The 25,042-nt window shown below is 67.2% G+C and carries 24 protein-coding genes; 15 read left to right on the top strand and 9 right to left on the bottom strand.

Going from position 1 to position 25,042, the window contains the following annotated elements; translation table 11 throughout:
* Positions 1-82 precede the first annotated feature (82 nt).
* A complete protein-coding gene (locus tag WS54_RS00740; RefSeq protein WP_059786493.1) occupies positions 83-1,456 on the bottom strand; it encodes a M23 family metallopeptidase in 1,374 nt (457 codons plus the stop codon).
* Positions 1,457-1,759: 303 nt separating this feature from the next.
* Between WS54_RS00740 and WS54_RS00735 the strand changes: the two genes are divergently transcribed.
* From WS54_RS00735 to dbpA, 7 genes are all read left to right on the top strand, one after another.
* Positions 1,760-2,629: a mechanosensitive ion channel family protein gene (locus WS54_RS00735; protein WP_059503708.1), complete on the top strand. Its 870-nt coding sequence runs from the start codon at positions 1,760-1,762 to the stop codon at positions 2,627-2,629.
* Between the two features lie 289 nt (positions 2,630-2,918).
* Entirely contained in the window at positions 2,919-3,341 is a 423-nt protein-coding gene (locus tag WS54_RS00730) for an NUDIX hydrolase (protein WP_059503706.1), read from the top strand.
* Positions 3,342-3,885: 544 nt separating this feature from the next.
* A complete protein-coding gene (locus WS54_RS00725; protein ID WP_027781942.1) occupies positions 3,886-4,113 on the top strand; it encodes a DUF2191 domain-containing protein in 228 nt (75 codons plus the stop codon).
* Complete coding sequence (locus tag WS54_RS00720; protein ID WP_218921213.1) at positions 4,110-4,544, top strand: TA system VapC family ribonuclease toxin; 435 nt, start codon at positions 4,110-4,112, stop codon at positions 4,542-4,544. The genes WS54_RS00725 and WS54_RS00720 overlap by 4 nt, the downstream gene beginning before the upstream one ends.
* Positions 4,545-5,288: 744 nt before the next feature.
* On the top strand, positions 5,289-6,935 hold the full coding sequence (gene mqo, locus WS54_RS00715) for a malate dehydrogenase (quinone) (RefSeq protein ID WP_059786489.1): 1,647 nt from the start codon (positions 5,289-5,291) through the stop codon (positions 6,933-6,935).
* Positions 6,936-7,383: 448 nt separating this feature from the next.
* Complete coding sequence (locus WS54_RS00710) at positions 7,384-7,581, top strand: hypothetical protein (protein ID WP_006483193.1); 198 nt, start codon at positions 7,384-7,386, stop codon at positions 7,579-7,581.
* Entirely contained in the window at positions 7,578-8,975 is a 1,398-nt protein-coding gene (dbpA, locus tag WS54_RS00705; RefSeq protein WP_059786486.1) for an ATP-dependent RNA helicase DbpA, read from the top strand. Before WS54_RS00710 ends, dbpA begins: the two co-directional genes overlap by 4 nt.
* A 45-nt stretch (positions 8,976-9,020) precedes the next feature.
* On the opposite strand, the gene WS54_RS00700 is transcribed toward dbpA, so the two are convergent.
* Entirely contained in the window at positions 9,021-9,845 is an 825-nt protein-coding gene (locus WS54_RS00700; RefSeq protein ID WP_059786482.1) for a phosphate/phosphite/phosphonate ABC transporter substrate-binding protein, read from the bottom strand.
* A 244-nt stretch (positions 9,846-10,089) separates the two neighbouring features.
* Between WS54_RS00700 and WS54_RS00690 the strand changes: the two genes are divergently transcribed.
* Together WS54_RS00690 and WS54_RS00685 are read left to right on the top strand one after the other, a co-directional pair.
* Positions 10,090-11,115 (top strand): fatty acid desaturase, encoded by a 1,026-nt coding sequence (locus tag WS54_RS00690; RefSeq protein ID WP_059786478.1) that lies wholly within the window; start codon positions 10,090-10,092, stop codon positions 11,113-11,115.
* Between the two features lie 189 nt (positions 11,116-11,304).
* Positions 11,305-12,507 (top strand): benzoate/H(+) symporter BenE family transporter, encoded by a 1,203-nt coding sequence (locus tag WS54_RS00685; protein ID WP_059786475.1) that lies wholly within the window; start codon positions 11,305-11,307, stop codon positions 12,505-12,507.
* Positions 12,508-12,530: 23 nt separating this feature from the next.
* On the opposite strand, the gene WS54_RS00680 is transcribed toward WS54_RS00685, so the two are convergent.
* Complete coding sequence (locus WS54_RS00680; RefSeq protein ID WP_059786471.1) at positions 12,531-13,418, bottom strand: NAD(P)H-binding protein; 888 nt, start codon at positions 13,416-13,418, stop codon at positions 12,531-12,533.
* 326 nt (positions 13,419-13,744) lie between these two features.
* Entirely contained in the window at positions 13,745-14,662 is a 918-nt protein-coding gene (locus tag WS54_RS00675; protein WP_034205698.1) for an AraC family transcriptional regulator, read from the bottom strand.
* Positions 14,663-14,854: 192 nt separating this feature from the next.
* Between WS54_RS00675 and WS54_RS00670 the strand changes: the two genes are divergently transcribed.
* On the top strand, positions 14,855-15,049 hold the full coding sequence (locus WS54_RS00670; RefSeq protein ID WP_059786468.1) for a hypothetical protein: 195 nt from the start codon (positions 14,855-14,857) through the stop codon (positions 15,047-15,049).
* Between the two features lie 46 nt (positions 15,050-15,095).
* Here WS54_RS00670 and WS54_RS00665 read toward each other — a convergent pair whose 3' ends face one another.
* Positions 15,096-16,049, bottom strand: coding sequence for a LysR family transcriptional regulator (locus tag WS54_RS00665; protein ID WP_059786465.1), 954 nt, complete (start codon positions 16,047-16,049; stop codon positions 15,096-15,098).
* 100 nt (positions 16,050-16,149) lie between these two features.
* On the opposite strand from WS54_RS00665, the gene WS54_RS00660 reads away from it, so the two are divergent.
* The 4 genes from WS54_RS00660 (at position 16,150) to WS54_RS00645 (ending at position 20,499) form a co-directional block, all read left to right on the top strand.
* A complete protein-coding gene (locus WS54_RS00660) occupies positions 16,150-17,508 on the top strand; it encodes an NAD(P)/FAD-dependent oxidoreductase (RefSeq protein ID WP_059786464.1) in 1,359 nt (452 codons plus the stop codon).
* 326 nt (positions 17,509-17,834) lie between these two features.
* The gene (locus WS54_RS00655; protein WP_059786461.1) at positions 17,835-18,269 is read left to right on the top strand and encodes a phosphatase; all 435 of its coding nucleotides are present in this window, start codon (positions 17,835-17,837) and stop codon (positions 18,267-18,269) included.
* 182 nt (positions 18,270-18,451) lie between these two features.
* On the top strand, positions 18,452-20,077 hold the full coding sequence (locus WS54_RS00650) for a histidine-type phosphatase (RefSeq protein ID WP_059786458.1): 1,626 nt from the start codon (positions 18,452-18,454) through the stop codon (positions 20,075-20,077).
* 116 nt (positions 20,078-20,193) lie between these two features.
* On the top strand, positions 20,194-20,499 hold the full coding sequence (locus WS54_RS00645) for a hypothetical protein (RefSeq protein WP_034205704.1): 306 nt from the start codon (positions 20,194-20,196) through the stop codon (positions 20,497-20,499).
* Positions 20,500-20,521: 22 nt separating this feature from the next.
* On the opposite strand, the gene WS54_RS00640 is transcribed toward WS54_RS00645, so the two are convergent.
* Positions 20,522-20,893: a hypothetical protein gene (locus WS54_RS00640; protein WP_236872723.1), complete on the bottom strand. Its 372-nt coding sequence runs from the start codon at positions 20,891-20,893 to the stop codon at positions 20,522-20,524.
* Between the two features lie 350 nt (positions 20,894-21,243).
* On the opposite strand from WS54_RS00640, the gene WS54_RS00635 reads away from it, so the two are divergent.
* On the top strand, positions 21,244-22,848 hold the full coding sequence (locus WS54_RS00635) for an EAL domain-containing protein (protein ID WP_059786613.1): 1,605 nt from the start codon (positions 21,244-21,246) through the stop codon (positions 22,846-22,848).
* A gap of 18 nt (positions 22,849-22,866) precedes the next feature.
* Here WS54_RS00635 and WS54_RS00630 read toward each other — a convergent pair whose 3' ends face one another.
* The 3 genes from WS54_RS00630 to kduD form a co-directional block, all read right to left on the bottom strand.
* Positions 22,867-23,229, bottom strand: a complete 363-nt coding sequence (locus WS54_RS00630) for a hypothetical protein (RefSeq protein WP_059786610.1) — start codon at positions 23,227-23,229, stop codon at positions 22,867-22,869.
* Positions 23,230-23,291: 62 nt separating this feature from the next.
* Complete coding sequence (gene kdgR, locus WS54_RS00625; RefSeq protein WP_059786455.1) at positions 23,292-24,173, bottom strand: DNA-binding transcriptional regulator KdgR; 882 nt, start codon at positions 24,171-24,173, stop codon at positions 23,292-23,294.
* A gap of 59 nt (positions 24,174-24,232) precedes the next feature.
* A complete protein-coding gene (gene kduD, locus WS54_RS00620; protein ID WP_059786453.1) occupies positions 24,233-25,039 on the bottom strand; it encodes a 2-dehydro-3-deoxy-D-gluconate 5-dehydrogenase KduD in 807 nt (268 codons plus the stop codon).
* Positions 25,040-25,042: the final 3 nt, after the last annotated feature.

The following is a 25,042-nucleotide window of genomic DNA, read 5'->3' as shown; positions in this document are numbered from 1 at the left end:
TGCGATACGGACGAAACCGTGCGTATCGGCTCCATCCCCCATGTAGCGATATCGGCCCGACGTCGCCGATGCGCGCCGGCATTCAGCCGGCATGCGGCGCCGAAGGCGTCGACATCGCAACCGGCTGCGCGAATGTGGCCGACGCCAGTTGCGTACGTGCGTCACGGGCCACGCGGTTGAACGCCACGCGCTGTGCGCCCGTCAGTTTCGCCGCGCTGGATGCGTGCACGAGTTCGATCGGATCGACCAGGCGGGCATGCCGGCGCACCTCGAAGTGCAGATGCGGGCCGGTGGCCGTCCCGGTGCTGCCGACCGCGCCGACGCGCTGGCCGCGCACGACGCGCGCCCCGACTCGCAGCGTCGGCGCGAACGCCGACAGGTGCGCGTAGTACGACGCGTAGCCGCCGTCATGCCGAATCACCACGTACTTGCCGTAGCCGCGCGGCTCGGTACCGATGAACGTCACGACGCCGTGCGCCGACGCATGGACGGCGCGTCCCGTCGGTGCGGCGAGATCGACGCCGGAATGCACGTGACGCGCACCGGTCACCGGATGCACGCGCGTGCCGAATCGCGAGCTGATGCGCGTCGCGGCAACCGGCATCGCGAAGTGTGCGCCGGCGAGCGGCATGCCGCCGAGGTCGTAATAGGCGCCCGACGAGCCGGCCTGCGGGACGAACCAGACGGCCGCGACGTGCTGCCCGCGAAAGCGAATGTCGAGCGCCGTCACGCGTGCGCGGCCCGGCTGCGTTGCGTCGCGGTCGGGCTCGAACGCCACGCGGAAAGTATCGCCATGCGCGGCGCGCTGCTTCGGATCGACGCGCCCGGCCAGCATGCGGACGATCTGCGCGGCAACGCCCTCCGGAAGATCCGCGCGCGCCAGCGACGCGTGCAGGCTGCCGACGATTGCGCCGGCGCGCGTGCCGCGATCCGGCTGCGCGAGCGTGAACGGCTCGGCGGATGCCAGATCGACGGGACCGTGCGCAAACGCCGATTGCGCGCTCGTCACGGGCAACGCCGACGCCAGCCCGTAATCGAACCGCGACGCATAGTCGCGCTCGACCGCACCGCGTGCGATCTCGCACAGCACGCGATACGCAACGCAGGCGCCGAAGCGCGCCACCGGATCGTCGCGCTCCGCATCTGCCGACACGTTCAACGCACGCGACGCATACGCGACGTCGAGCGGCGCGGCCGCCGATGCACGCAGGTCGCCCCACGTCGTGCGCGCGGAATTGAAGAAAGGCACGTCGACAAGATCGGCCGTTTCCGCCGTCGCGAATGCGAAGGGGGCGACATCGTGAGCGCCCTGGGCTGGCGCGCTCTGAGCGCCGGCCACGCAAGCTGCCGCGATGACGCCGCGCAACAGCGCGCGGTACATCGGGAAACGCACGACGCCGCATCGGACGGATCGACCTTGTTCGCGTGCGAGACGGGAACGCAGGTCGAACCGCATGACGTCGTCACTCGCTATCAATGGAAATTCGGGAAAACCGGGTATCGCGGAGGAACAGGCGTCGCGATCCGGCAACATGAAATCGAGTGTATCGGGCGGCTTGAAACGGGCAAATAGGACCAATCCTATTTTTATGGAACATCGTTTAGTACTGTAACGAAATCCGGATGCGCCCTTCATCCGACACGGCGTCGACTCCGCCTTCACACACGCGTGCGAACCATCGCGCGCCCTGCATGGTCGAACGCTGCCTGCGCACGCTCATGCGCGCCGCGCATCGTTTCACCCAACCGGAATCCGTTCATGTCTCTCGATCAACTTCACCCGGAACGCTGGACGTTCCTGTGGAACGCGTTGTCCACGCTCTCCATCAAACTCTGCGCTGCGCTGGCGCTGCTCGTCGCCGGCTGGTGGCTGTCGAAGCGCATCGGCAACTGGCTGAACCGGCTGCTCTCGAACAAGGAGCGCGTCGACGACACGCTGCGCCCGATCCTCTGCGACGTCGCCGTATGGGGTATCCGCATCGTCGCGATGGTCGGCGCGCTGTCGCAACTCGGCATCGAAACCGCGAGCATCGTCGCGGTGCTCGGCGCGGCCGGCCTCGCGATCGGGCTCGCGCTGCAAGGCACGATGCAGAACATCGCGGCCGGCATCATGCTGTTGTTGCTGCGCCCGTTCAAGGTGGGCGATTACATCGACGGCGGCGCCGGTGTGGCCGGCACCGTCGACGAGGTCGGGCTGTTCATGACGCGCCTGACGAAACCGGACGGCATCTGCGAATACGTGCCGAACAGCGCGCTGTGGGGCAGCGCGATCCGCAACTACACGCGCAATCCGACGCGCCGCCTCGACCTCGAAGTCGAAGTGTCCGTGCACGACGACATCGACCGCGCGCTCGACGCGCTGCGCGGGCTCGCGCTCGCCGATCCCGACGTGCTGCAAGATCCGGAGCCGAACGTCATGGTGATGCGCTTCGACGACAGCACCGCGGTCGCGAACATGCGCGTGTGGACGCATACGGACAAGTTCTGGGACATGCGCTGGCGTCTCGCGCGACAGGCGCGCAAGGCGCTCGCGGATGCGAACTGCGCGCTGCCGATCCGCACGCGCGAGCTGCACATCGTGCACGACGCGGAGCGTCGCGCGGACAGCACGCGCGTCCGACGCGTGTAATCGCCGCGGCGGCGGGCGTGCCCGGAGCACCCCGCCGCCATCACGACCACGGCGGCGATCGCCGCATCGCGGTACGCAACCGCCCCCGGGTCGAGTTTTCGCCCGATCCGCCTTCGAATCGGACCCGTCTGATTCACTGCGCGACGTCGTCTCGCGACAATGGCCATGCTGGACGAAACGGTCATCTCGTCCGGCACGCAGTAGCGAACCTGTCCTTACCTTGCCGCCCTTCGCGGGCGGCGTCTTTTTGTCCGCCGTTCGACGGCGGGCATGCAATCAGGAAACCGAAATGAAAGAACGCGCCACCGTCCTTTGTCGACGCGGCGACCGGATCCTTCTGGTCGCCCGGTTGAATGCCCGCTGGGCGCTGCCCGGCGGCCAGCCGCACGACGGCGAATCGCTGCGCGACGCCGCGCGGCGCGAGCTGCTGGAAGAAACCGGCCTCACATGCGGCCACGCCCGTTATCTGTTCCGGATCGCGGGCACGCACAAGCTGCATCACGTGTTTCTCGCCGAGATCGATCCGGCTGCGATCGCGCACCCCGCGCAGGAGATCGCACACTGCGCGTGGATCGACCGCGAATCGCTCACGTCGCTACATTGCAGCCGGCCGACGCCGATGATCGTCGAGTTCGCGTTCGAATGGCTGCGGCAGCCGCGCCTCGTGCCCGGTGTAGTCGACCGCGACGTGTTCGCCGATATCGCGGCCTGAGGTCTTCGCCTGCGGCCGGCGCGCGATACCGGCCGCCCCGCATTGCATCCTGACGCTGTCGAGCAGCGCCTTCCTGCCACTCTTGTACGTGAACACAGAGATCGCGCCGTGCTTCAGGTCGCCCTGCGGCGTGAGGACGGACGTATCCGTCCCGATGTCGCTGCTTCTGGCGTCGTTACGCGGATGCGGTAGCCTGAGCGCGATTGCAGGCGCCCCTGCGGCTGACCGCCCCTCTCAAAGGTGCGGATCCTGTGCATCAGGTCGGCATACGCACCCGTGACAGATAGCGAAGGTTCTTGCGCCGGTCATTTCGCACCTCGACGCAGCGCCAGCATGCAGAACCAGATCGATCGCTCCCGGCACGAGGCGCACAACAATCTTCCTTACAAATCAAATACTTGATTGAATTCCTGGAGCAAATTTCCCGTAAATCAAAGGCCCTGCCATACCTTCGAAGCCCTTCGATGCTTGATGCTTGATGCTTGATGCTTGATGCAATTGTAGTAAAATGGAGCTGTTTGATGCTGAATGGGAGAACCACCTCATGCGTACCACGATCGATATCGATGACGACGTCCTCGCATTCGCCCGGGAACGTGCAAGGCCGGGTACAAGTATCGGCAAGGTCATTTCCGAACTCGCTCGCGCCGCATTGCAGCGAACGCCGGCCAACCAGACGAGCCGCAACGGGTTACCTCTGATGCCGGTCTCGTCGTCAGCCCACCCGGTCACGCTTGATACTGTTAATCAACTTCGTGACGATTCGCTTTGATCACCTACCTTCTCGACGTCAATGTTCTTATTGCATTGCTGGACCCTTCGCACGTTCAGCACGAATCCGCGCACGCATGGTTCGGTCGCGTCGGATACGCTAGCTGGGCCACATGCCCCCTGACCGAGAACGGCGTTCTTCGGATCATCGGTCATCCAAAATATCCGAATACGATGGGTTCGCCGGTATCCGTTGCGCCGCTCGTCGCGCAACTGCGGGGCCACGCAGGCCATACTTTCTGGCCGGACGATGTGAGCTTGCTCGACGCAGAACACGTCGATGCGACTCGCTTGTTGTCCTCTGCGCAGCTGACCGACACGTATCTGCTCGCGCTCGCTCGCGCGCACAGCGGCAAGCTCGCGAGCTTCGATCGGCGACTTGTCGTCGATGCAGTGCCGAACGGCAGAAAACACTTCGAATTGATTTCTTGAACGTCAGTCGAAGAAAAAGCGAGGCTGCGACGAACGTCGGGTTTCGTTCAGCCGTTCCGACTCGTTTCGCTCGAAGCGACGCGGGCGGAAGGGGAGGCGACGGCACGTCAACCGGCACTCGCCACATCCAGTAATTTGCGCAAAGATGGATTCGACCCACTCTCCATCGTAGCCGCGCGCGCCGGTCACGATACGGCTCGAGTCCGCCGCTTGCGCTCCCCTTCAGCCATCGCACGGCGCAGCCGGTCAACCTCGCCGGCGAAGCATTGACGTCGGCCGCCCGACGCCACTGCGCTCCCCGCGAAATCCCGCTTTCCCGCCCCCCTTTTCCGGAAACCCGGACGCACGAAAAACCCCACAAAAACAGGGATATTCAGCGTCTGCGACACGTTGTCCGAGTTCGGTTATATTACGCGCCCCTTGCCGTCCCGCCCTGGCAAAACGCGTCGCACGCGGCCTCTTTCGACGCGGCCCGAAGCGCCGTCCGCTCGGGCTTGCCGCCACGGCCCGGACGCGTGGCGCACCGTTGCGACGCGGGCGCTTGCCGGCTCGCGGGAAGCCGATCCGAAGGTGTCCTTCCGAATGGCTTCGCGTGCGCAAATGCAACGGCGCGCAGCGTCGATCCGGAGTTCCGGATTCGCGGTCCGGATCTCCGGAGCCGTGTTTCGGCGTAACGAAACCGCGGGAACCGCGCGCCGGGCGGCATGGCAAACCGATGCATCCAAGTTGAAAAAGGGATCTGCTGTGATCAAAACGTTACGGGTAATACTGTCGGCGCTCGCGCTGTGCGTCGCGACATCGTCCGCGCACGCCGCCGACACGAAGAAGGTCGACGTCCTGCTGGTGGGCGGCGGCATCATGAGCTCGACGCTCGGCGTCTGGCTGCACGAACTCCAGCCCGACTGGTCGATGACGATGGTCGAGCGCCTCGACGGCGTCGCGCTGGAAAGCTCGAACGGCTGGAACAACGCCGGCACCGGCCACTCGGCGCTCGCGGAGCTGAACTACACGCCGGAGAAGGCGGACGGCAAGATCGACATCTCGAAGGCGATCGAGATCAACGAGTCGTTCCAGATCTCGCGCCAGTTCTGGGCGTGGCAGGTGAAACAGGGCGTGCTGAAGAACCCGCATTCGTTCATCAACTCGACGCCGCACATGAGCTTCGTCTGGGGCGACGACAACGTCCGCTTCCTGAAGAAACGCTACGAAGCGCTGCAGGCCAGCCCGCTGTTCCGCGGGATGCAGTATTCGGAAGACTACGACCAGATCAAGCAGTGGGTGCCGCTGATGATGGAAGGCCGCGATCGCAACCAGAAGGTGGCCGCGACGTGGACGCCGATCGGCACCGACGTGAACTTCGGCGAGATCACGCGCCAGTTCGTCGGCTACCTTAAGACGCAGCCGAACTTCACGCTGTCGCTGTCGAGCGAAGTACGCGAGATCTCGCGCAACGCCGACGGCACGTGGCACGTGTCGTGGGTCAAGCTGCACTCGGACGAACCGCCGCAAGCGGTCGACGCGAAATTCGTGTTCATCGGCGCGGGCGGCGGTGCGCTGCACCTGCTGCAGACGTCGGGCATCCCCGAAGCGAAGGACTACGGCGCGTTCCCGGTCGGCGGCTCGTTCCTCGTGACCGACAACCCCGAGGTCGTGAAGCAGCATCTCGCGAAGGCATACGGCAAGGCGTCGGTCGGCTCGCCGCCGATGTCGGTGCCGCACCTCGACACGCGGATCATCGACGGCAAGAAGATCATCCTGTTCGGGCCGTTCGCAACGTTCTCGACCAAGTTCCTGAAGAACGGCTCGTACTTCGACCTCGCGAAGAGCACCAACCTGCACAACGTCGCGCCGATGATGCGCGTGGGCGTCGACGAATTCCCGCTGGTGCAGTACCTCGCCGGCCAGTTGATGCTGTCCGACGACGACCGCTTCAACGCGCTTAAGGAATACTTCCCGAACGCGAAGAAGGAAGACTGGCGCCTGTGGCAGGCCGGCCAGCGCGTGCAGATCATCAAGCGCGACCCGGTCAAGGGCGGCGTGCTGAAGCTCGGCACCGAAATCGTCAGCTCGAAGGACGGCAGCATCGCGGGCCTGCTCGGCGCGTCGCCGGGCGCATCGACCGCCGCGCCGATCATGCTGAACCTGATGCAGAAGGTGTTCAAGGACAAGGTCGCGACGCCCGAGTGGCAGCAGAAGATCCGCCAGATCGTGCCGAGCTACGGCACCAAGCTGAACGACAGCCCGGCGAAGGTCGTCGAGGAATGGACCTACACGAGCGACGTGCTGCAACTCGCGCCGCCGCCGAAGATCGACCTGGGCGCGCCGGCTCCGTCCGGCGCCGGTGCCGCGCCGGCCCGCCCGGCGAAGGCGTCCGCCGACATGGCGCTGTAACGCGCCGAACCGCGACACGCCACCCGAACCAGACGGGCGACCGTTGCCCGTTCCGGCCTGTTCGCCTGAAAGGCGGACAGGCCCTCGCTCCGGTGCATGGGGCGGCAGCCGGCGATCTGCGGCCATCCGGGAGGATGGCCGTTTTTGCGTCGGCGCCCGGCGGCCGGCGGCCGGTGCGCACCACCGGCCACACGACCGCGACACCCCGGGCGAAATCGACCGATTGCGCCGGTTCCGCCGCATCCGGCCCGGCGTGGCGCGCGGTATCCGCTAGAATTGCGGCACGCGCGATCCCGAATCGCCCTCCCGATCCATCATCCGCAGCGCCGCACCCTTACGCCCCCGTCCGCACCGCCCCGCGCCCGCGGGTGCACGCGACCGCCGCGGCCGTGCGACGCCCGCGCCCGCCCGCAAAGGGCGCACAACCGAATTCAGCTGGAGAAAGACCGTGTTTACCTGCCGAAACCAGAGCTGCGGCACGCAGTGGGAGCAGTCCGACGTCGTCATCAAGGACGAGGGCCAGGGGCTGCTGTTCCGCTGCCCGCTGTGCGGCGCCCGCAACTATCTCGAACGCTTCGAGGACGACGAAGGCAACGTCGTCTACGAGCAGATGGAAGGCCGCCCCTACCTCGGAGACTTGTCTTGACCCAACCGACCGCCACGCCGTTCAGCGCGCTGCCGCTGACGCCCGCCACGCTCGCGAACCTCGCGCAGCTCGGCTATGTCGACATGACGCCGATCCAGGCGGCCAGCCTGCCGGTCGCGCTGGCCGGCCAGGACCTGATCGCGCAGGCGAAGACGGGCAGCGGCAAGACCGCCGCGTTCTCGCTCGCGCTGCTCGCGCGCCTCGATGCGCGCCGTTTCGACGTGCAGGCGATGATCCTGTGCCCGACGCGCGAGCTCGCCGACCAGGTCGCGCAGGAAGTGCGCCGCCTCGCGCGCGCCGAGGAAAACGTGAAGGTGCTGACGCTGTGCGGCGGCACGCCGATGCGTCCGCAGGCGCAGAGCCTCGAGCACGGTGCGCATATCGTCGTCGGCACGCCGGGCCGCATCATGGATCACCTCGATCGCGGCAATCTGAAGCTCGACGCGCTGACTACGCTGGTGCTCGACGAAGCCGACCGGATGCTCGACATGGGCTTCTTCGACGACATCGCGAAGGTCGCGCGGATGTGCCCGACGACGCGCCAGACGCTGCTGTTCTCCGCGACCTATCCGGACGGCATCGCGAAGCTGAGCCAGCAGTTCCTGCGTAATCCAAAGGAAATCAAGCTCGCGGAACGCCACGACGACAGCAAGATCCGCCAGCGCTTCTATGAAGTGACCGAGGACGAGCGGCTGCATGCGGTCGGCCAGTTGCTGAACCACTACCGGCCGGTGAGCACGATCGCGTTCTGCAACACCAAGCAGCAGTGCCGCGATCTGCTTGCCGTGCTGCACGCGCAGGGCTTTCACGCGCTCGCGCTGCACGGCGAGCTCGATCAGCGCGAGCGCGACCAGGTGCTGATCCAGTTCGCGAACCGCAGCTGCTCGGTGCTGGTCGCGACCGACGTCGCCGCGCGCGGGCTCGACATCGCGCAGCTCGAAGCGGTGATCAACGTCGACGTGACGCCCGACCCCGAAGTGCACGTGCACCGCATCGGTCGCACGGGCCGCGCGGATCAGGACGGCTGGGCGCTGAGCCTCGCGAGCATGGACGAGATGGGCCGCGTCGGCGCGATCGAACAGGCGCAGAAGCGCGACGTCGAATGGCATCCGCTCGCCGAACTGACGCCGGCGGACGACAGCGTGCTGCTGCCGCCGATGGAAACGCTGCAGATTCTCGGCGGCCGCAAGGACAAGATTCGTCCGGGCGACGTGCTCGGCGCACTGACCGGCGACGCCGGGTTCGACGGCAAGCAGATCGGCAAGATCAACGTGACCGAGTTCTCGACCTATGTCGCGATCGAGCGCGGCGTCGCGCGCGACGCGCTGCGCAAGCTCAATGCCGGGAAGATCAAGGGTAAGCGGGTCAAGGTCCGGTTGATGGACGAGGAGTAAGCGGGCCGCGAGGCGGACGGCCGCGGCGCCGCCGCGCCCCGTGCGTCACGCGAGTTCGGGATAGCCGAGCGCGACGGCTTCCCGCTCGAACCGCGCAATCGCGTCGTAGTCGGCCGGCAACAGCCGGTCGAATCCCTTCAGCCTCAGCACGCGCGCGCGCTGCGCATCGGCCGCGACCGCGCGATCGAGCGCATCCTGCAACGCGCCGACCTGCGTGTCCGCCAGCGCCCGCGACGCGATGATCGGCAATCCCGGCGCGGATGCCGTCGCGCCGACGATCCGGATATCCGTCAGCAGACCGGGCAGCGCGTCGCGCACGTACGCGAACGTCACGCAGTCGATCGCCGCGCAATCGGCCTCTCCCGACGCCAGCGCACGCAGCACGTTCAGGTGCGAACCGAACGGCGTGACCGAGCCGAAAAACCGGCCGTCGCGCGCATGCGGCGCGATCGCGTGCCGGAATGCATTCATCCCGCTGTGTGAATCCTCGCCGTTGAAGGCAGCTCGCAATCCGCGGCATGCGGCGAGCGTCGTCGCGCCGCCCGCATGCGCGCGCGCCGACACGACCAGCACGCTGCTGTAGCGCGCACCGTCGCAACCGGGCGCGTCGAACACCGGGGTCGCGATCAATCGCACGGTATCGCGCAGGCCCAGCATCCGGTACGGATAGCCGCAGGTCTGCGACAGCAGCAGATCGTCGCGCCGCCATAGCGCATGCAGGTCGTCGAACGGCGCGTCGGGCAAAACGACGCCGGCGGGCCCGCCCGCCTTCGCGAACCCATCGAGCGCGTCGCGCAGCAGCGCGCGCCACAGGGCCGTGTGGCGCGGCGTCACGTTGTACATCGGCAAGACGGCGATCCAGGGCTTCATGCGGACATTCTACGCATCGGCGGCGGCCCCGATGCTTATCGGCGCCGGCACGATAAGCAAATGCGAATCGATTGGTTGGCGTCGCCGCCCCGCCCCGGTACCGTTCGAATGCCTGTCGGCGCCGCCACCGCGCGCGACGCCGTGCAGGTCGACCGTGATCCGCGAGACACCAGCGTACCCGGGCCGAGCGCACCGGTTCCCTCGCTCGTTCCCCGCACTGCCCGATCCACCCCGCCTCAACGCCATGGCCGAATATTTCGACGTCGACCACGCGCGCGCGATCGCCGCGCTCGACGCCCGCTTCACCGCCCGCACCGAGTGGCCGACCTGGCTGCTGGTCGTCGTCATCTACGGCGGCTGGCTCGCCGTGCTGCTGCTCGTGCGCGACGGGCACCTGTCGCTCGCCGCCGCGACGCCGCCGCTGATCCTGCTCGGCGCGTGGCATCTGTCGCTGCAGCACGAACTGCTGCACGGCCACCCGACGCGTTCCGCGTTCGTGAACAAGCTGCTCGGCTATCCGCCGCTGACCGTCTGGTATCCGTACACGCTGTATCGCGACACGCACCTCGACCATCACCGCGACGAAGACCTGACCGTGCCGGGCATCGATCCCGAAACGAACTACGTGACGCGCGCACGCTGGGCGCGGCTGCCACGCTGGCGCCGGGCGCTGACGGTCGCGCGCAAGACTTTCGTGGGACGAATCGTCGTCGGGCCGCCGCTGGCCATCGCCGCGACGTTCGGCGATGCGTTCGCCGCGTTCCGGCGCGGCGACTTTCGTTATCTGCCGATGTGGGCGACGCATGCCGCATGCGTGGCGGCGCTGCTCGCGTGGCTGCACTGCGCGATCGGCGTGCCGTGGTGGTACTACCTGCTGCTCGTGACATGGCCCGCGCTGTCGCTCGCGATGATCCGCTCGCTGTACGAGCATCGCGCCGCACCGCATCCGAAGGCGCGCATCGCGATCAACGAAGCCGGCTTCGCGATGCGGCTGCTGTACCTGAACAACAACTATCACCTCGTCCATCACGACCTGCCGAAGCTGCCGTGGTACGACCTGCCGCGCGCGTACCGGATGCGACGCGACGCCTACGCGCGCAAATGCGGGGGCTTCGTGATCCGCGGCGGCTATCGCGAACTGCTCGCACGCCATGCGTGGACGCCGACCGATCCGCCCGTGCATCCGTTCGGCGAGGGCACGGCGTCGCTGTCGACGGGCAGCGGGATCAAAGTGGCGGTGGTCGACGAGGTGTTGCAGATCAGCACGTGACGTCGCCCGGCACGCGCTGTCGACCCTCCGGGCTTGCGCGCCAATTCTTACGAAATGCGACAATGCCGCTCGGCCGCGCCCGAATTGCCAATTGCGTCGGCAATGTCCAGAATGGCGGCTCATCCGGGCTTCCAACCATCATTCGCCCCGGCTCCGCCGCCCGGCCGCGCGCCGCATTCCCCGACGACGATGCAACCGAACACCCCACCCGGCGCGATCCGCACGCTCGGCCACGACTGGTCCGTTTCCGCGATCACCGCGGGTTTTCTCGCGGTCCTGATTTCCTATGCAGGCCCGCTCGCGATCTTCTTCCAGGCGTCGCAGGCCGCGCATGCGTCCAACGACATGGTGTCGTCGTGGGTCTGGGCGATCTCGATCGGCGCGGGCGTGTCCGGCCTCGTCGCCAGCTGGAAGCTGAAGGTGCCCGTCGTCACCGCGTGGTCGGCGCCCGGCACCGCGCTGCTCGTCGGCCTGTTTCCGCAACTGACGCTCAATCAGGCCGTCGGCGCGTACATCACGGCTGCGCTGATCATCCTGGCGATCGGCGTCTCCGGCTATTTCGACCGGCTGGTGCGCCACATCCCGCGCGGCATCGCCTGCGGGATGATGGCCGGCATCCTGCTGCCGTTCGGCATGCATGCGTTCTCGGCCGCGTCCGCGCAGCCCGCGCTCGCGTTCGGGATGATCGCGGCCTACGTGATCTTCAGGCGCCTGCTGCCGCGCTACAGCATCGTGCTCGTGCTGCTGACGGGCGCCGCGCTCGCGACGCTGCTCGGGATGACGCATCTCGGCAACGTGTCGCCGAGCCTCGCGCGGCCGATCTTCATCGCCCCCGAGTGGACGCTCGGCACGACGCTCAGCCTGGCGCTGCCGCTCGTCGTCGTCAGCCTCACCGGCCAGTTCCTGCCGGGGATGACGATTTTGCGCGTGTCCGGCTATCGCACGCCGGCGCGCCCGATCATTACCGCGACCAGCGTGATGTCGCTGGTCGTCGCGTGCTTCGGCGGGATCACGATCGTCGTCGCGGCGATTACCGCGGCGCTGTGCACCGGCAAGGACGCGCACGAGGACGCGGACCGACGGTACGTCGCCGGGCTCGCGAACGGCGCGTTCTACCTGATCGGCGGCCTCTTCGCCGGCACGATCGTCACGGTGTTCTTCGCACTGCCGAAGGCGTTCGTCGCGATTCTGGCGGGGCTCGCGCTGATCGGCGCGATCGGCGCGAACGTGCACGGGATCTTCGAGGACGAGAACCATCGCGAAGCGTCGGTGATCACGTTCCTCGCGACCGCGTCGGGAATGACGTGGCTCGGGCTCGGGTCCGCGTTCTGGGGGATCGTGATCGGATCCCTGTCGTTTGCGGTGTTGAACAAGGTGCGACGGCCTGCGTGACACGCCGCGCGCCGACGCTTCGCTCAACGCACATGCCGGCGCACCAGTTGCGCGAGGGCCTCCTCCAGCGGCGTCGTACCGTACACCCGCTCCGACACGTCGGCCTCGACGTCGATCCGCCCCGCGTTGTGCACGTCGTACAAATCGACGATCAGCTGCGCATGGCGTTCGCCGAGCCCGGCACGCAGCAGCGTCGCGCTCCACGTGTCGCGCGGCAGCTCGTGCGCGACGATCGCACGGCCCGCGGCCGCGCCCAACGTATCCGCGATCGCCGTCACGCTCACCCGCCGCGGCCCTTCGACGCTGACGATACGCGGCCCGCCACGGCCTTCCGGCGCATCGAGCAGCAGCCGCGCCGCGACGACGCCCACGTCGGGCGCCCAGACCGTCGGAAATACCTTGTCGACCGGATGGTGGAAGCTCGGCAGCACACCGGTGCCCAGCGCGACCGGCAGCACGCGGGCCCAGTTCTGCACATGCTCGGCCGAGCGCAGCAGCGTCAACTGGGTCGGAACCGTCTTCAGTCGTTCCTCGAAGTCATGGAACAGGCGCGTGATACCCGTATTGCCTTCAAGCTCCGCACCGTAGTCCGACAACGCGAGCAACGCCGGCGGCGGATTCGCTGCGAGCGCGGCGGTCGCCGCGTCGATCGTCCGCGTCATCGTCGCGGCCGGATCGGGGTCGGCAACCGGCACCGGACACAGCATCTGCACGGCCTGCGCGCCGTCGATCGCCGCGGCGATCGCGTGCGCGTCCGTCAGGTTCGCGATCGCGACATCGCAGCCGAGTTGCACGAAGCGTTCACGATGGCGTGCGTCGCGCAGCACCGCGCGCACGGAATGGCCTGCGTTGCGCAAAGTCGTCACGGTCGACTGGCCGACGTTGCCGGATGCGCCGAAGATCACGAACACGATTCGCTCCTTGGGGGATGGAAGTGCTGCGATTGTCGGCATGCGCGGCCCGGGTGGCGCGCACGGACGGATGAATCGAGCAGAAAAGGATGGCGGGATGAACGGCCGTTGCCATGCGCGCTGCTGGATGCGACACCGATCGCGTCGGGTCGGGCGATCTGCCGATCACGAGGCACAACCCACCTGAAACGAACCGCCGCTCACATCCGACGCGTCGCGCTTCGACAGCGCTCGTGGGCGCCGGAGAAGCGAACGCGGCAATTGTCCAACACCCTGTCGGACAATTGCCGTCGGATCGAACGAAACGCCCGTGCATCGCTGTTCCGTTATGCGTCCCTGCCTCCATCCTCGCCGTCATAGGCCAGCCGCAACCCGCCCCGCGCGCCCGACCGCGCAATCTCCGTCGGCGTCGCGCCGAGCACGCGGTTCATCCAGTTCGCCATGTGACTCTGATGCGCGAACCCGGCTTCCAGCGCGATCTGGCTGATGCTGAGCCTCCCTTCGAGCAGCAGCGCCTTCGCGCGCTCCACCCGCCGCCGCACGACGTACTGATGCACGGGCATCCCGAGCGTTTCGCGGAACAGTACCTTGAAATGCGGCACGCTGATCGACACGAGCGCCGCGAGCTCGGCCAGTGTCATGCGCCGGTCGAGATTCGCTTCGACATAGTCGATCACGCGCGCAGCGGCCTTCGGCGCGAGCGTGCGCCGGCGTTCGCGAAACGCGGGCTGGCCGTCGACCAGCCGCGCGACGAGCGCCGTGCACAGGCTTTCCGCATAGAGCGGATCCGATGCGTCTTCCGCTTCGAGTTCGGCGGCCATCGCCCATGCAATGTGCTGCAGCCGCGGGTCGCGCACCTGCAGCCGCCGGCGGATCTGCGCGTGCGACGGCTTCAGTTCGAGCTGCTCGACCGTGCGCCGCACGAAGGTGTCGCTGAGCGCGATGTGCAGAATCCGGCAGTCGGCGCTGTCGGTCCACTGGCCGGGCAGGCCGGCCGGAATCACGTCGACGTCGCCGTGCGCCTGGATACGCGACACGCGCTCGCCGTCGCATACGCAATCCGCCCGCACCGGCGCGCCGATGTGCACGCCGATCCGGTGATGCTCGGCTGCCGGAATCCGGTACGTGCCCGCGCGGATCTCCAGCAGCGACGCGCCGAAGCCCTGCCAGCCGAGCCCGCGGCTGGAGCGCAGGCTGACCGGGACGCCGTTGTCCGTCGGCGCGGCAAGAATCGGATCGCTCATCGAGGGTCTCCACCAGATCGGGTGACGAATGCGCATTGTGACGCGTTTCGCGCCGGTGTGCCGGCCGTGCCCGGCCGTCTGCGCATCGAGCACAAAAAGATCATCCGTTTCTGCTCGGGACGATCCTTGCGTGCGCGCCGACGGGCGCCGCGCCGCTTACGATCGGCTCATCCGACACCTACGGAGCCCGTCATGCCCCATTACTGTCCGCAACGCGCGGCGTTCGTCGCACGCTCGCCCCGCGCCACCCGCCCTTCATCCGGCCCCCACGCACGCCGCGGCCGCCCCGCCGTCGCCGCGTGGTGCCTGCGGATCGTCGGCTGGTACCGGCTCGAACGGCTGCTCGCGTCGATTCCCGACAGCAACGACGACTTCGGGCTCGTCTGACCGGCCGGTCGACACCCTGCTTGCTTACGTCGCCTACTTACGTCGCCTACTTGCGCCGCCGCTCGTGCGGCGCCACCGTCGCGCCGTCGATCACCGGCGCGCCCTGCTTGATCAGGAAATCGCGAAACAACCCCGTCACCTGCGAGATGCGCCGGTCGGCGAGGGTCACCACATACCATTCGCGCTCGATCGGGTTGCCGGGAAACGGCAGTTGCCCAAGCAGCCCCGTGCGCAGTTCGAGCGCACACGCGTGCAACGACAGGAACGCGACGCCGAGCCCGGCTTCGGCCATCTGCTTGATCGCCTCGTTGCTCGACAGTTCGGAGCCCACATGAAAGCGGTGGCCCGCGTTCTTGAACAGGCTCTCGACGGTCGAGCGCGTGCCGGCGCCGCGTTCGCGCACGAGCAGGTGCGCGGATTCAAGATCCTTCAGCGCGACGCGCTTGCGCCGCATCAGCGGATGGTCGGGCGCCGCGACGAACACCATCGGGTGCTTCGCGAACTCGACCGCATGCGTACGCAGCTCCTTCGGTGCGCTGCCCATCACCGCGAGATCGATTTCATGCGTCGCGAGCATGCGGATGATGTCGTCGCGATTACCGACCTTGAAATACGTCTTCACGTGCGGACGCGTGGCAGTGAATTTGACGAGCAGCGGCGGGATCAGGTATTCGGCCGTCGTGATCGCGCCGATCCGCAGCGTGCCGCCGAGATCGCCCGTCAGCGCGGCCACTTCGTCGCCGGCCTCGCTCCACAGATGCAGGATCTCGCGCGCATAGCGCGCCACGATCTCGCCGGCCGCGGTCAGTTGCACGCCGCGCCCCACTCGCTGCAGCAACGCGGCGCCCACGGCCTCCTCGAGCAGCCGAACCTGCAGCGACACGGCCGGCTGCGTCAGGTTCAGTTCCTCGGCCGCGCGCGACACGCTGCCGAGCCGCGCAATCATGTCCAGCGCCTTCAACTGCCGGAACGTCGCGGTCTTTCCTATAAGTGAATACATATGAGTCGCTTATAAACATTAAATTGTTCGAGTGGGTTCGAAACTATATCGTCGGTTCCTGAGCAATGTCATCCGAATCGTCATTCAGCGGGAGCCGAACATGGACTACACCACGCCCCACCTTGCAACGGACCGCGCACCGCGCCTGCCGCGCATCGTGATCGTCGGCGGCGGCGCCGGCGGCCTGCAGTTCGCGACGCGTCTCGGCGATACGGTCGGACGCCGCGGGCAGGCCGAGGTCGTGCTCGTCGACCGCTATCCGACGCATTTCTGGAAGCCGCTGCTGCACGAAGCCGCATCGGGCCATCGCGATCCGGCATCCCACACGATCGAATACGCGGCGCAGGCGAAGCGCCACGGCTTTCGCTTCGTGCAGGGGGCGCTGCAGCGGGTCGATCGCGCGGCGCGCACGGCGACGATCGCGGCCGTGCAGGATGCGGACGGCACGGAAATCCTGCCGCAACGCGTGCTCGACTACGACGATCTCGTGCTGGCGGTCGGCAGCGTGACGAACTACTTCAACGTGCCGGGCGCCGCGCATCATGCGCTGCCGCTCGAAAACCTCGACCAGGCCGAGGATTTCCGCCGCAAGTTCCTTGCTGCCTGCACGAAGGCGAATCACCTGGCCGAGCAGCAGCCGGCACGGCGCGGCGCGCCGATCTGCATCAACGTGATCGGTGCGGGCGCAACGGGCGTCGAGCTGGCCGCCGCGCTGCGGCATGCGGTCCAGCAACTGACGACGTATCGCTTCAAGGCGCTGGTGTCCGCGCGCGACGTGCATATCCGGCTGATCGAAGGCGGCCCGCGCATCCTGCCGGCGCTCGACGAACGGCTGTCCGGCAAGATGCACGCGCAGCTTCGCGCGCTGAACGTCGACGTGCTGACCGATACGCGCGTGGCGGAAGTCGGCGCGGATGCCGTGACGACCGCAACCGGCGAACGCCTCGCGAGCGACATCACGATCTGGGCAGCCGGCGTCGCCGGCCCCGCGATGCTGCGGGACATCGGCGACATCGCGCTCAACCGGTCGAACCAGGTGATCGTGACCGACACGCTGCAGACGCCCGACGATCCGCACGTGTACGCGTTCGGCGACTGCGCCGCGTGCCCGTCGGCCGGTGCAGGCGGGTTCCTGCCGCCGCGTGCGCAGGTCGCGCATCAGCAGGCCGTGTATCTGGCCGACGCATTCGCACGCCGCGTCGCCGGTAAGCCCGTGCCCGGCTTCACGTTCCGCGATGCGGGCACCGTCGTGTCGCTCGGGCATGCGGGCGCCGTGTATCAGGCGGATATCGGCATGCGCTCGCGCTCGCTGATCGTCGACGGACTGGCGGCGATCGGGCTGTACAAGTTCCTGTATCGCAAGCACCTGTTCAGCGTGGTCGGCATCAAGCGCGCGCTGTTCCAGTCGCTGAGCCACTGGCTGCAAAGCCGCAACCAGCCGTCGATCAAGCTGCATTAATCGTCGCAGTCCGCACGCAGCCTCGCAGCGCGGCATATCGGGCGAGCATCGTCCGATATGCCGTTTTTCCATATGGATATGCGCGATGCAGCCGGAATGTGCGCCACGCCGGTGCATCGCATCGAAGGCCGTCGATACGATGCGATGCGTGCGTGAAATGCCGTGCGACGCGTATCCCGCGCCCGCTCTGGCTTGCCGCCCCATTCATTAGTCGAATCGTATGAGTCGGCTATAAATATTGATTGGTCGCGTTTTCCGCATCGACGCTAAGGTGTGTGGCATTCCCGTCGGCGAACGGATCATCACGTTTCTGAAAAGGAATCACCGTGGTCATCGAAGCCATCGTCACCCGTCTCGACGCAGCATTCGCGCAGATCGAAGCAACGCCGGATTCGCGCGAGTCGCGCCATCAACGCGACGCGATCCTCCGTTGGCTGGACCGGGCATCGGAAGAAGGATATCGGCTCGGCCTCGTCACGACGCTGCCGGCCGCGCGGCTCAACGACATGTTCGAAGGCCAGTTCGGCCGCGCGAACCTCGACCGCTTCTCGGTCGTCGTCACGGACACCGATCAACAGGACTCCCGATCGAATCAGCATCCGTTCGACGTCGCGCTGCAGGCGCTCGGCGTGCCGAGGGAGCGCGCGGTCGGAATCGCGAGCAGCGAACCGGAACGCCGCGAAGCCGAGCATTTCGGGTTCTCGCGCTGTGTGAACATCACCGACACGGTGCGCTCGATCGCATCGGCCGAGCTGCACTGAACGCCGGACCCCGGGCCCGCTCGAGTCGGCCATCATCGTCGATCCGGCGGCAATCCGACGATTGCCCGACCGCATCCTGACATTCTGCTGTCAAAGTCGCTTGCAACACTGCGGGGCTCAACCACATTCCCCCGGCGACGGGACGACGCGCATGCGCATCGTCCCGTCCGTTGCCCGCCACGATGACACGCCCGATCCGCACCGCCGCCGCTCTCACGATTGCCTGCCTGTTGCTCGCCGCTTGCGGCGGGGACGACTCGACGCCGCCTGCCACGTCGGCCGACAACAACGGCACGGCGCCCGCGCCGCAGCCCATGCCTGAGCCCGCGCCGGCCCCGACACCCGCGACCTACTACCAGACGAAGACGCCGTACCGCCCGCAGCAGGACGCCGCAACGTACGAAGCGCCGCCGGCCGGCTACGCGCCGGTCTATACCGAACTCGTCGCACGTCACGGCTCGCGCGGGCTGTCGGGCTTCAAGTACGACGGCGCGATTTACGCAATGCTGGCCAAGGCCGAGGCCGACGGCGCGCTGACCACGCTCGGCGCGCAGCTCAAGGCCGACACGTACGCGATGATGAAGGCCAATGCGCTGCTCGGCTACGGCGTGCAGGGCATCTCGACGCCCGGTTACGGCAACCTGACTCAAACCGGCATCCGCGAACATCAGCAACTCGCCGCGCGTCTCGCGCAGCGGCTGCCCGCGCTGTTCGCCTCGGGCAACCGGCAGGTGGTCGTCGTCAACTCGGGCCAGGATCGCGCGGTCGACAGCTCGACGTATTTCTCGGCGGCACTCGTCGCCGCGCAGCCGGCACTGGCGCCGGCCATCACGCTGCCGGCCGCGCCGGCCGGCTATCCGGCGAGCGCACCGGTCGCGCAGCCGGCCGGCACCAACCGTTTCCTGCTGTATTTCCACTCGCTGAAGCCGGCCACCGATCTCGTGACCGACACGAGCGATCCGTACTACGCGACCTATCAGGCGAGCCAGGCGTACCAGGCCTATGCAAACGACGCGACGGTGGCCGCGAAGCTGAAGGCGATCAAGGCCGCGCCGCAGGCGGCCGACGTCGCGCAGACGGTGCTGTCCGCACTCGTGTCGCCGGCCTTCATCGCGAAGCTCGGCTCCGACGGCTACACGTTCGCGAACACCGGCACCTATGCGTTCACGTCGTCGGACGGCAAATTCACCAACACGCTGAAGGGCGACGGCAAGACGAAGATCGCGACGGCCGTCGACGCGGTGAACGTGCTGTACAACCTGTTGCAGGTTGCGCCCGCCATGACCGCGGAAACCGGCGGCGTCACGATGGAGAAGTACATCGGCGCCGAGCAGGCGCAGTATCTCGCGTATCTGCAGGATGTGGAGGACTACTATCAGAAGGGGCCCGGCATCCAGGAGGTGAACCCGGTGACGTACCGGATGGCGAAGGTGCTGCAGGACGACTTCTTCGGCGAAGTCGACGCAATCGCGCGCGGGGACCTGACGCACGCCGCGAAGCTGCGCTTCACGCATGCGGAGATCGTGATTCCGTTCGCGTCGATCATGAATCTGAAGAACGTGTTCGTGCCGACACCGCAGGCACAGACGTACACGTATGCGAACAACCCGTGGCGCGGCGACCAGGTGTCGCCGATGGCCGCGAACATGCAGTGGGACGTCTATCGCAACGGGTCGCGGCTCATCGTGAAGATGCTGTACAACGAGCGCGAGACGGATTTCCAGGCCGCGTGCGACGGCGCGAAGATCGCGCCGGGCAGCCACTTCTACGACTACGCGGGGCTGAAGCAGTGTTACGGGTATCAGTGAAGTGAAGTGAAGTGAAGCGCAGCGCCGCAGCCTGCAGCGGTGCGGCCGGCCGGCATCTCGCGCCAACGAACTCGCGGCGGCTCGGTCGGTCGAACGAGCATCGTCGGAGGACTCTCATGAAACGCGTCGCGCTTGCCGCCGTCCTGACCCTGTTTGCCACCATCGGCGTGCCGGCTATCGCCGGCGCGCCATCCGGCGCCGCCTCGGCGGCCCCGACTCAGGCATACGCAAAGAATTGCGTGCCGTCGCGGGATGCGTCGCAAGGCGCCCGCTCCCCCTCCAGCGCGCCGCCGATCCGCGTCTGCGTCGGCGATTCCGACACGCAACTGAACCTGCCGTGGTTCCTGACCGATGTCCTCACCGCCGTGGACACGCACCAGTCGCCCAGCGGCCTGCTCCACAAGATGCGCAACGATTTCTGAAGCGCCGCGGGCACCGCATCGTTCATGATGCGTCGGGGCGGTTCAGCACCTGGATGAACGCGCCGACGATGCCGGCCCACATCCCGGGGTCGGCAATGCGTTCCAGCAGCACCCGCAATTCCTGCCGTTCTTCGTTCGACAGCACGCCATGCGCGCCGCGGATGCTGTCGTAACGCGGCGTACCGCGCGACGCGAGCGCGCGATCGAGCGAATAGTCGCGAGCAGCTCCGTCCACCGAGATCCGAATCCACAGTGAACCACCGTCCGCCGCGGCGGCGCCGTCGGTCACGATGACCGGGGGCGGCATTTTCTCCATCGCAACGCTCCGGTTTTGACACGCCGGCGGCAGTCGGCCGACAACGACACCACATGAAAATGTTTCTTTTTGAGACACAATCGCGAAATCTCATCAATATTTAGACAACAATATTTCGCAATGGCGCGCCGCATCTTATACTTGCCGCGCACCATCCTCGTGCCAAGAGACGGTGTCTTTCGTCCCGGCTGCACACACTGTGCGGCCGGGGCTTTTTTCGGTACGCTGCGTCCATATACATGCTCGATGCGAGCATGTTATTACGGAATGCTGCCGGATAGATGGTCGATCGCGACAGGCTCGTGCCGATGCCCGTCGCAACGGCCGACCCGACCGGCGTCCCGAAACCGGCGCGCGAGCCGCATGGCCCGAATCAGGCATGCGGCATGCGCGCCGTTTGCACATCGACCGGTTCGATTTGCCGCGCCATGCGTACAACACCAAAGGCGACCGCAGGACCGTGGGCACGCCCCCGCGGCTCGAAACCCGTTTTCCAGCGCAGCGGCGCGTGGCCTCGCGTCGTGTTTCTCGCCGCCGCGATCATCTGCGTGCTCGTGCCCGCGTTTGCAATCGTGCTGGCCGACCGCTACGCGCGCGATGCCGTCACCGCGCACGAGCGCGTCGTGGCAAACGACATCGTGACCTCCGTGGACCGCATCCTGGACGGCGTTCGACTTCGGCACGCGGACGAGCTGACCGCACTCGTCGGGCGGCCCTGTGCGACGGTGTTCCGGACGCTGGCCGAAGTGGGCACTCGCCTGCGTTATTTGCGTGCGGTCGCGCTGGTGAACGACGGGCGCGTCATGTGCTCGTCGGCGCTCGGTTCGATCGACCTGCCGCTCGCCGCCTATGCACGCGAACCCGAACCGGGATCGACGATCGTCACGCTGCTGCGCCAGACGCCGTTCCAGCACGACATTCCGGTGCTGTCCGCGTTTCGCGCCACCGCGCGCGGCGCGGGCGTCCTGTACCTGATCGAAGGCGACTACGTGGCCGACGCGCTCGCCCACGGCACCGGCAATGAAGCGGCGACGGCCGTGCTGTCGATCGCGGGCTCGGGCCGTCTCGATCAGCACGGGAAGTTCACGCCGGAAACGAACGCAGGCCCCGCGGGCGGCAGCACGATTGCTTCGCAGCACTGGCCGTTCACGGTGTCGGTCGTCGCCTCGGCGCACTACGCGTCACAGGTCCAGCGCCACTACCGGCTGATCTGCGCGACGATCGTGCTGCTGGCCGACAGCCTCGTGATGGCCGCCTACCTGCTCGCGATGGCGCCGCGGCGGCTGTTGCTGAAGGCGGTGCGTCAGGCGCTCCGGCGCAACGAATTCCATGTCGTGTACCAGCCGATCGTCGACGTGCAGACACGCAGGACGGTCGGCGTCGAAGCGCTGCTGCGCTGGCACCATCCGAAGTGGGGGGCCATCAGCCCGGCCGTGTTCATCCCGCAGGTGGAATCGAGCACCGTGCTGCCGAAGGTCACCGAATTCGTGCTGCGCACCGCCGTGTCCGAGCTGACCGCACTGACGCCGTCCGCGCCGCTGCGCATCGCCGTGAACGTCGCACCGCAGGACCTCGAGCGCGGGCGGTTCGTGGCCGTCGTCGAGGAAGCGATCCGCGCGCTGCCGCCCGGCTTCACGCTGGTGCTTGAGGTCACCGAGCGCATCCTGCTCGAGAAGAACGCGCGAACCACCGAGATCTTCCAGGCGCTGCGGTCGAAAGGCGCGAAGTTCGCGATCGACGATTTCGGCACGCATCACAGCAATCTCGACATGCTGTCGCGCTTTCCGTTCGACTACGTGAAGATCGACCGACAGTTCGTCTCGCAGCTGGACCATGGCAGCGCGGGGCTGATCGAGGGGATCGCGGCCGTCGCGCATCACTACGGCCTGAAGATCATCGCGGAAGGCGTGGAGACGGAAGCGCAGCATCGCGCGCTGCATGCGGTCGGAATCCAGTACGCGCAGGGCTACCTGTATCAGCGACCCATGCGCGCGGCGCACCTGACGCGGGATTTCGCGTCGGCGACGGTGTAGCGGCGCCGCAAACGGCGACTACCGCGCGCCGTATTGACCGCCGAGGTGCACGCGGCCCTGCTCGATCCATCCTTCGACGTCGTCGCCGGTCTTGCCGTTCACGTACATGACGTTGTACCAGCGCCCGTGCGACTTGTAGACGGTCACCGAATCGCCGGGGACGATGAAGGTCCGCTTCGTGACGCACTGCGCGTCGGGCGCCGAGTAGAAATACGCGCGCCCCGCCCCGACGACCGTGCCGGACGCCGGCGGTCGGAAGTTGTCGTCCGGGCCGCTCGCGGCTGCGTCGAGCTTCCCGCAATCGACCGTGCTCTTTGCATGCGCGCCCAGGCTCGCGCCGAGCACCAGCATCGCGATGCCGATGCGCATCGTCGTCTTCATCTGCATGGTTCGTTCGTGAACGCCGTATTTTTTCGGTTTGCCGGTTCGCGTCCGGCCCACGCTCAATCCTGCGCGACCGTCGTCGCTTCGACGCCCGCCGCTTCCGGATGATGCCCGAGCCGCGCGGAGATCGCCTGCCCGGCCTCCTTCAGCAGCGCGACGTAATGCGCCTTCGTGTCCGCGCCGCACCGCATCGTCGGAAACGACAGCGACAACCCCGCGATCACGCGACCGAAACGATCGAACACGGGCACCGCGAGGCACAGCAGCCCATCCTCCTGCTCCTCGTTGTCCTCGCCGTAGCCCTGCCGTCGCACGTGCGGCAGGATGCTCATCACCGCATCCGCCGACGCGAGCGTTTTCGCGGTCGACTTCCTGAACTCGATGCCGGCCAGCACCGCCCGCGCGTCGGCTGGCGACATCCATGCGAGCAGCACCTTGCCGATCGCCGTGCTGTACAGCGGATTGCGCCGGCCGATGCGTGACTGCATGCGCAGCCCGTAATCGGCGTCGATCTTGTGGATGTAGATGATCGCGTCCTCGTCGAACGCACCGAGATGCACGGCTTCGCGCGTCAGTTGCCCGATGCGGCGCATCTCGAGATCGGCCTCGCGCACGAGATCCACGCTCTCCAGTGCCTTGCTGCCGAGCTCGAACAGCCGGATCGTCAGCCGGTAGCGATCGGTCTCGCCTTCCTGCGCGACATAGCCGAGCGCCTTGAGCGTCTGCAGGAAGCGATGCACCGTCGTCTTCGACATGCCGAGCTGGTGCGACAGTTCGCTGATGCCGATCTCGCGGCGCTCGCCGAGCGCGGCGAGGATCGTGAAGACCTTGCCGACGGCGGCAACCGAATCGGGCTTCTCGACGGCGCCTGCCGCCGCAAGGTCCGCCCCGGTTTCCTGGTTCGCCTGATCGCGCTTGCGCTGCCTGGGCGTTGCTGTCATGTCCGTGAATCCGTGAGATGCGAATCGGGAGAGCATAACGCGTTCGTCGCGCGATCCGGTCAGCGCGCGAGCCATCCGCCGTCGACGGCGAGCGTATGACCGTGCACGTAGTCCGACGCGCGCGACGCGAGAAACACCGCCGCGCCCGCGAGATCGTCCGGCACGCCCCAGCGGCCGGCCGGGATGCGGGCGAGGATTTCGTCGCTGCGCCGGGTGTCCTCGCGCAACGGCGCGGTGTTGTCGGTCGCCATGTAGCCGGGCGCGATCGCGTTCACGTTGATCCCGCGCGCGGCCCATTCGTTCGCGAGCAACCGCGTGAGGCCCAGCACGCCGCTCTTCGACGCCGTGTACGACGGCACGCGAATGCCGCCCTGGAACGACAGCATCGACGCGACGTTCACGATCTTGCCGCCGCGCCCCTGCCGCACCATCTGCCGCGCGACCGCCTGCGACAGGAAAAATACGCTCTTCAGGTTCACGTCGATCACGGCGTCCCAGTCGGCTTCGGTGAACTCGAGCGCATCGCAACGGCGGATCATGCCCGCGTTGTTGACGAGGATGTCGACGTGGCCGAAAGCATCCAGCGCGCCGCCGACGATCCGCTCGACCGGCTCGAGCGTCGACAGGTCCGCGTGCACGTCGACGAAACGCCGCCCCGCGGCCGCCACGCGCGCCGACGTTGCATCGGACGACGAACGGTTCGCGCCGACGATGTCGCACCCGGCCGACGCGAGCGCGACGGCCATCGCCGCGCCGAGCCCCGTGTTGCAGCCGGTGACGATCGCGACCTTGCCGGTCAGGTCGAACAGGCCGGCGAGCACGGCATGCGCATCGGCGGCGGGAAGATCGGGCGTATCGCGTTTCATGAT

It is taken from the genome of Burkholderia sp. NRF60-BP8 (assembly GCF_001522585.2).
In the GTDB taxonomy this organism is placed as follows: Bacteria; Pseudomonadota; Gammaproteobacteria; order Burkholderiales; family Burkholderiaceae; genus Burkholderia.
The sequence above is the reverse complement of the archived record's forward strand: the minus strand, read 5'-3'. Positions and strand labels throughout refer to the sequence as shown.

What these genes read in the sequence shown, in the direction of transcription:
- WS54_RS00630 (WP_059786610.1), bottom strand. Translation starts at nt 23,229, where the DNA reads ATGAAGACGACGATGCGCATCGGCATCGCGATGCTGGTGCTCGGCGCG.
- WS54_RS00725 (WP_027781942.1), top strand. Translation starts at nt 3,886, where the DNA reads ATGCGTACCACGATCGATATCGATGACGACGTCCTCGCATTCGCCCGG.
- WS54_RS00740 (WP_059786493.1), bottom strand. Translation starts at nt 1,456, where the DNA reads ATGCGGTTCGACCTGCGTTCCCGTCTCGCACGCGAACAAGGTCGATCC.
- WS54_RS00650 (WP_059786458.1), top strand. Translation starts at nt 18,452, where the DNA reads ATGACACGCCCGATCCGCACCGCCGCCGCTCTCACGATTGCCTGCCTG.
- WS54_RS00735 (WP_059503708.1), top strand. Translation starts at nt 1,760, where the DNA reads ATGTCTCTCGATCAACTTCACCCGGAACGCTGGACGTTCCTGTGGAAC.
- WS54_RS00690 (WP_059786478.1), top strand. Translation starts at nt 10,090, where the DNA reads ATGGCCGAATATTTCGACGTCGACCACGCGCGCGCGATCGCCGCGCTC.
- WS54_RS00665 (WP_059786465.1), bottom strand. Translation starts at nt 16,049, where the DNA reads ATGTATTCACTTATAGGAAAGACCGCGACGTTCCGGCAGTTGAAGGCG.
- WS54_RS00660 (WP_059786464.1), top strand. Translation starts at nt 16,150, where the DNA reads ATGGACTACACCACGCCCCACCTTGCAACGGACCGCGCACCGCGCCTG.
- WS54_RS00645 (WP_034205704.1), top strand. Translation starts at nt 20,194, where the DNA reads ATGAAACGCGTCGCGCTTGCCGCCGTCCTGACCCTGTTTGCCACCATC.
- WS54_RS00700 (WP_059786482.1), bottom strand. Translation starts at nt 9,845, where the DNA reads ATGAAGCCCTGGATCGCCGTCTTGCCGATGTACAACGTGACGCCGCGC.
- WS54_RS00635 (WP_059786613.1), top strand. Translation starts at nt 21,244, where the DNA reads ATGCGTACAACACCAAAGGCGACCGCAGGACCGTGGGCACGCCCCCGC.
- WS54_RS00675 (WP_034205698.1), bottom strand. Translation starts at nt 14,662, where the DNA reads ATGAGCGATCCGATTCTTGCCGCGCCGACGGACAACGGCGTCCCGGTC.
- WS54_RS00730 (WP_059503706.1), top strand. Translation starts at nt 2,919, where the DNA reads ATGAAAGAACGCGCCACCGTCCTTTGTCGACGCGGCGACCGGATCCTT.
- WS54_RS00670 (WP_059786468.1), top strand. Translation starts at nt 14,855, where the DNA reads ATGCCCCATTACTGTCCGCAACGCGCGGCGTTCGTCGCACGCTCGCCC.
- WS54_RS00685 (WP_059786475.1), top strand. Translation starts at nt 11,305, where the DNA reads ATGCAACCGAACACCCCACCCGGCGCGATCCGCACGCTCGGCCACGAC.
- kduD (WP_059786453.1), bottom strand. Translation starts at nt 25,039, where the DNA reads ATGAAACGCGATACGCCCGATCTTCCCGCCGCCGATGCGCATGCCGTG.
- kdgR (WP_059786455.1), bottom strand. Translation starts at nt 24,173, where the DNA reads ATGACAGCAACGCCCAGGCAGCGCAAGCGCGATCAGGCGAACCAGGAA.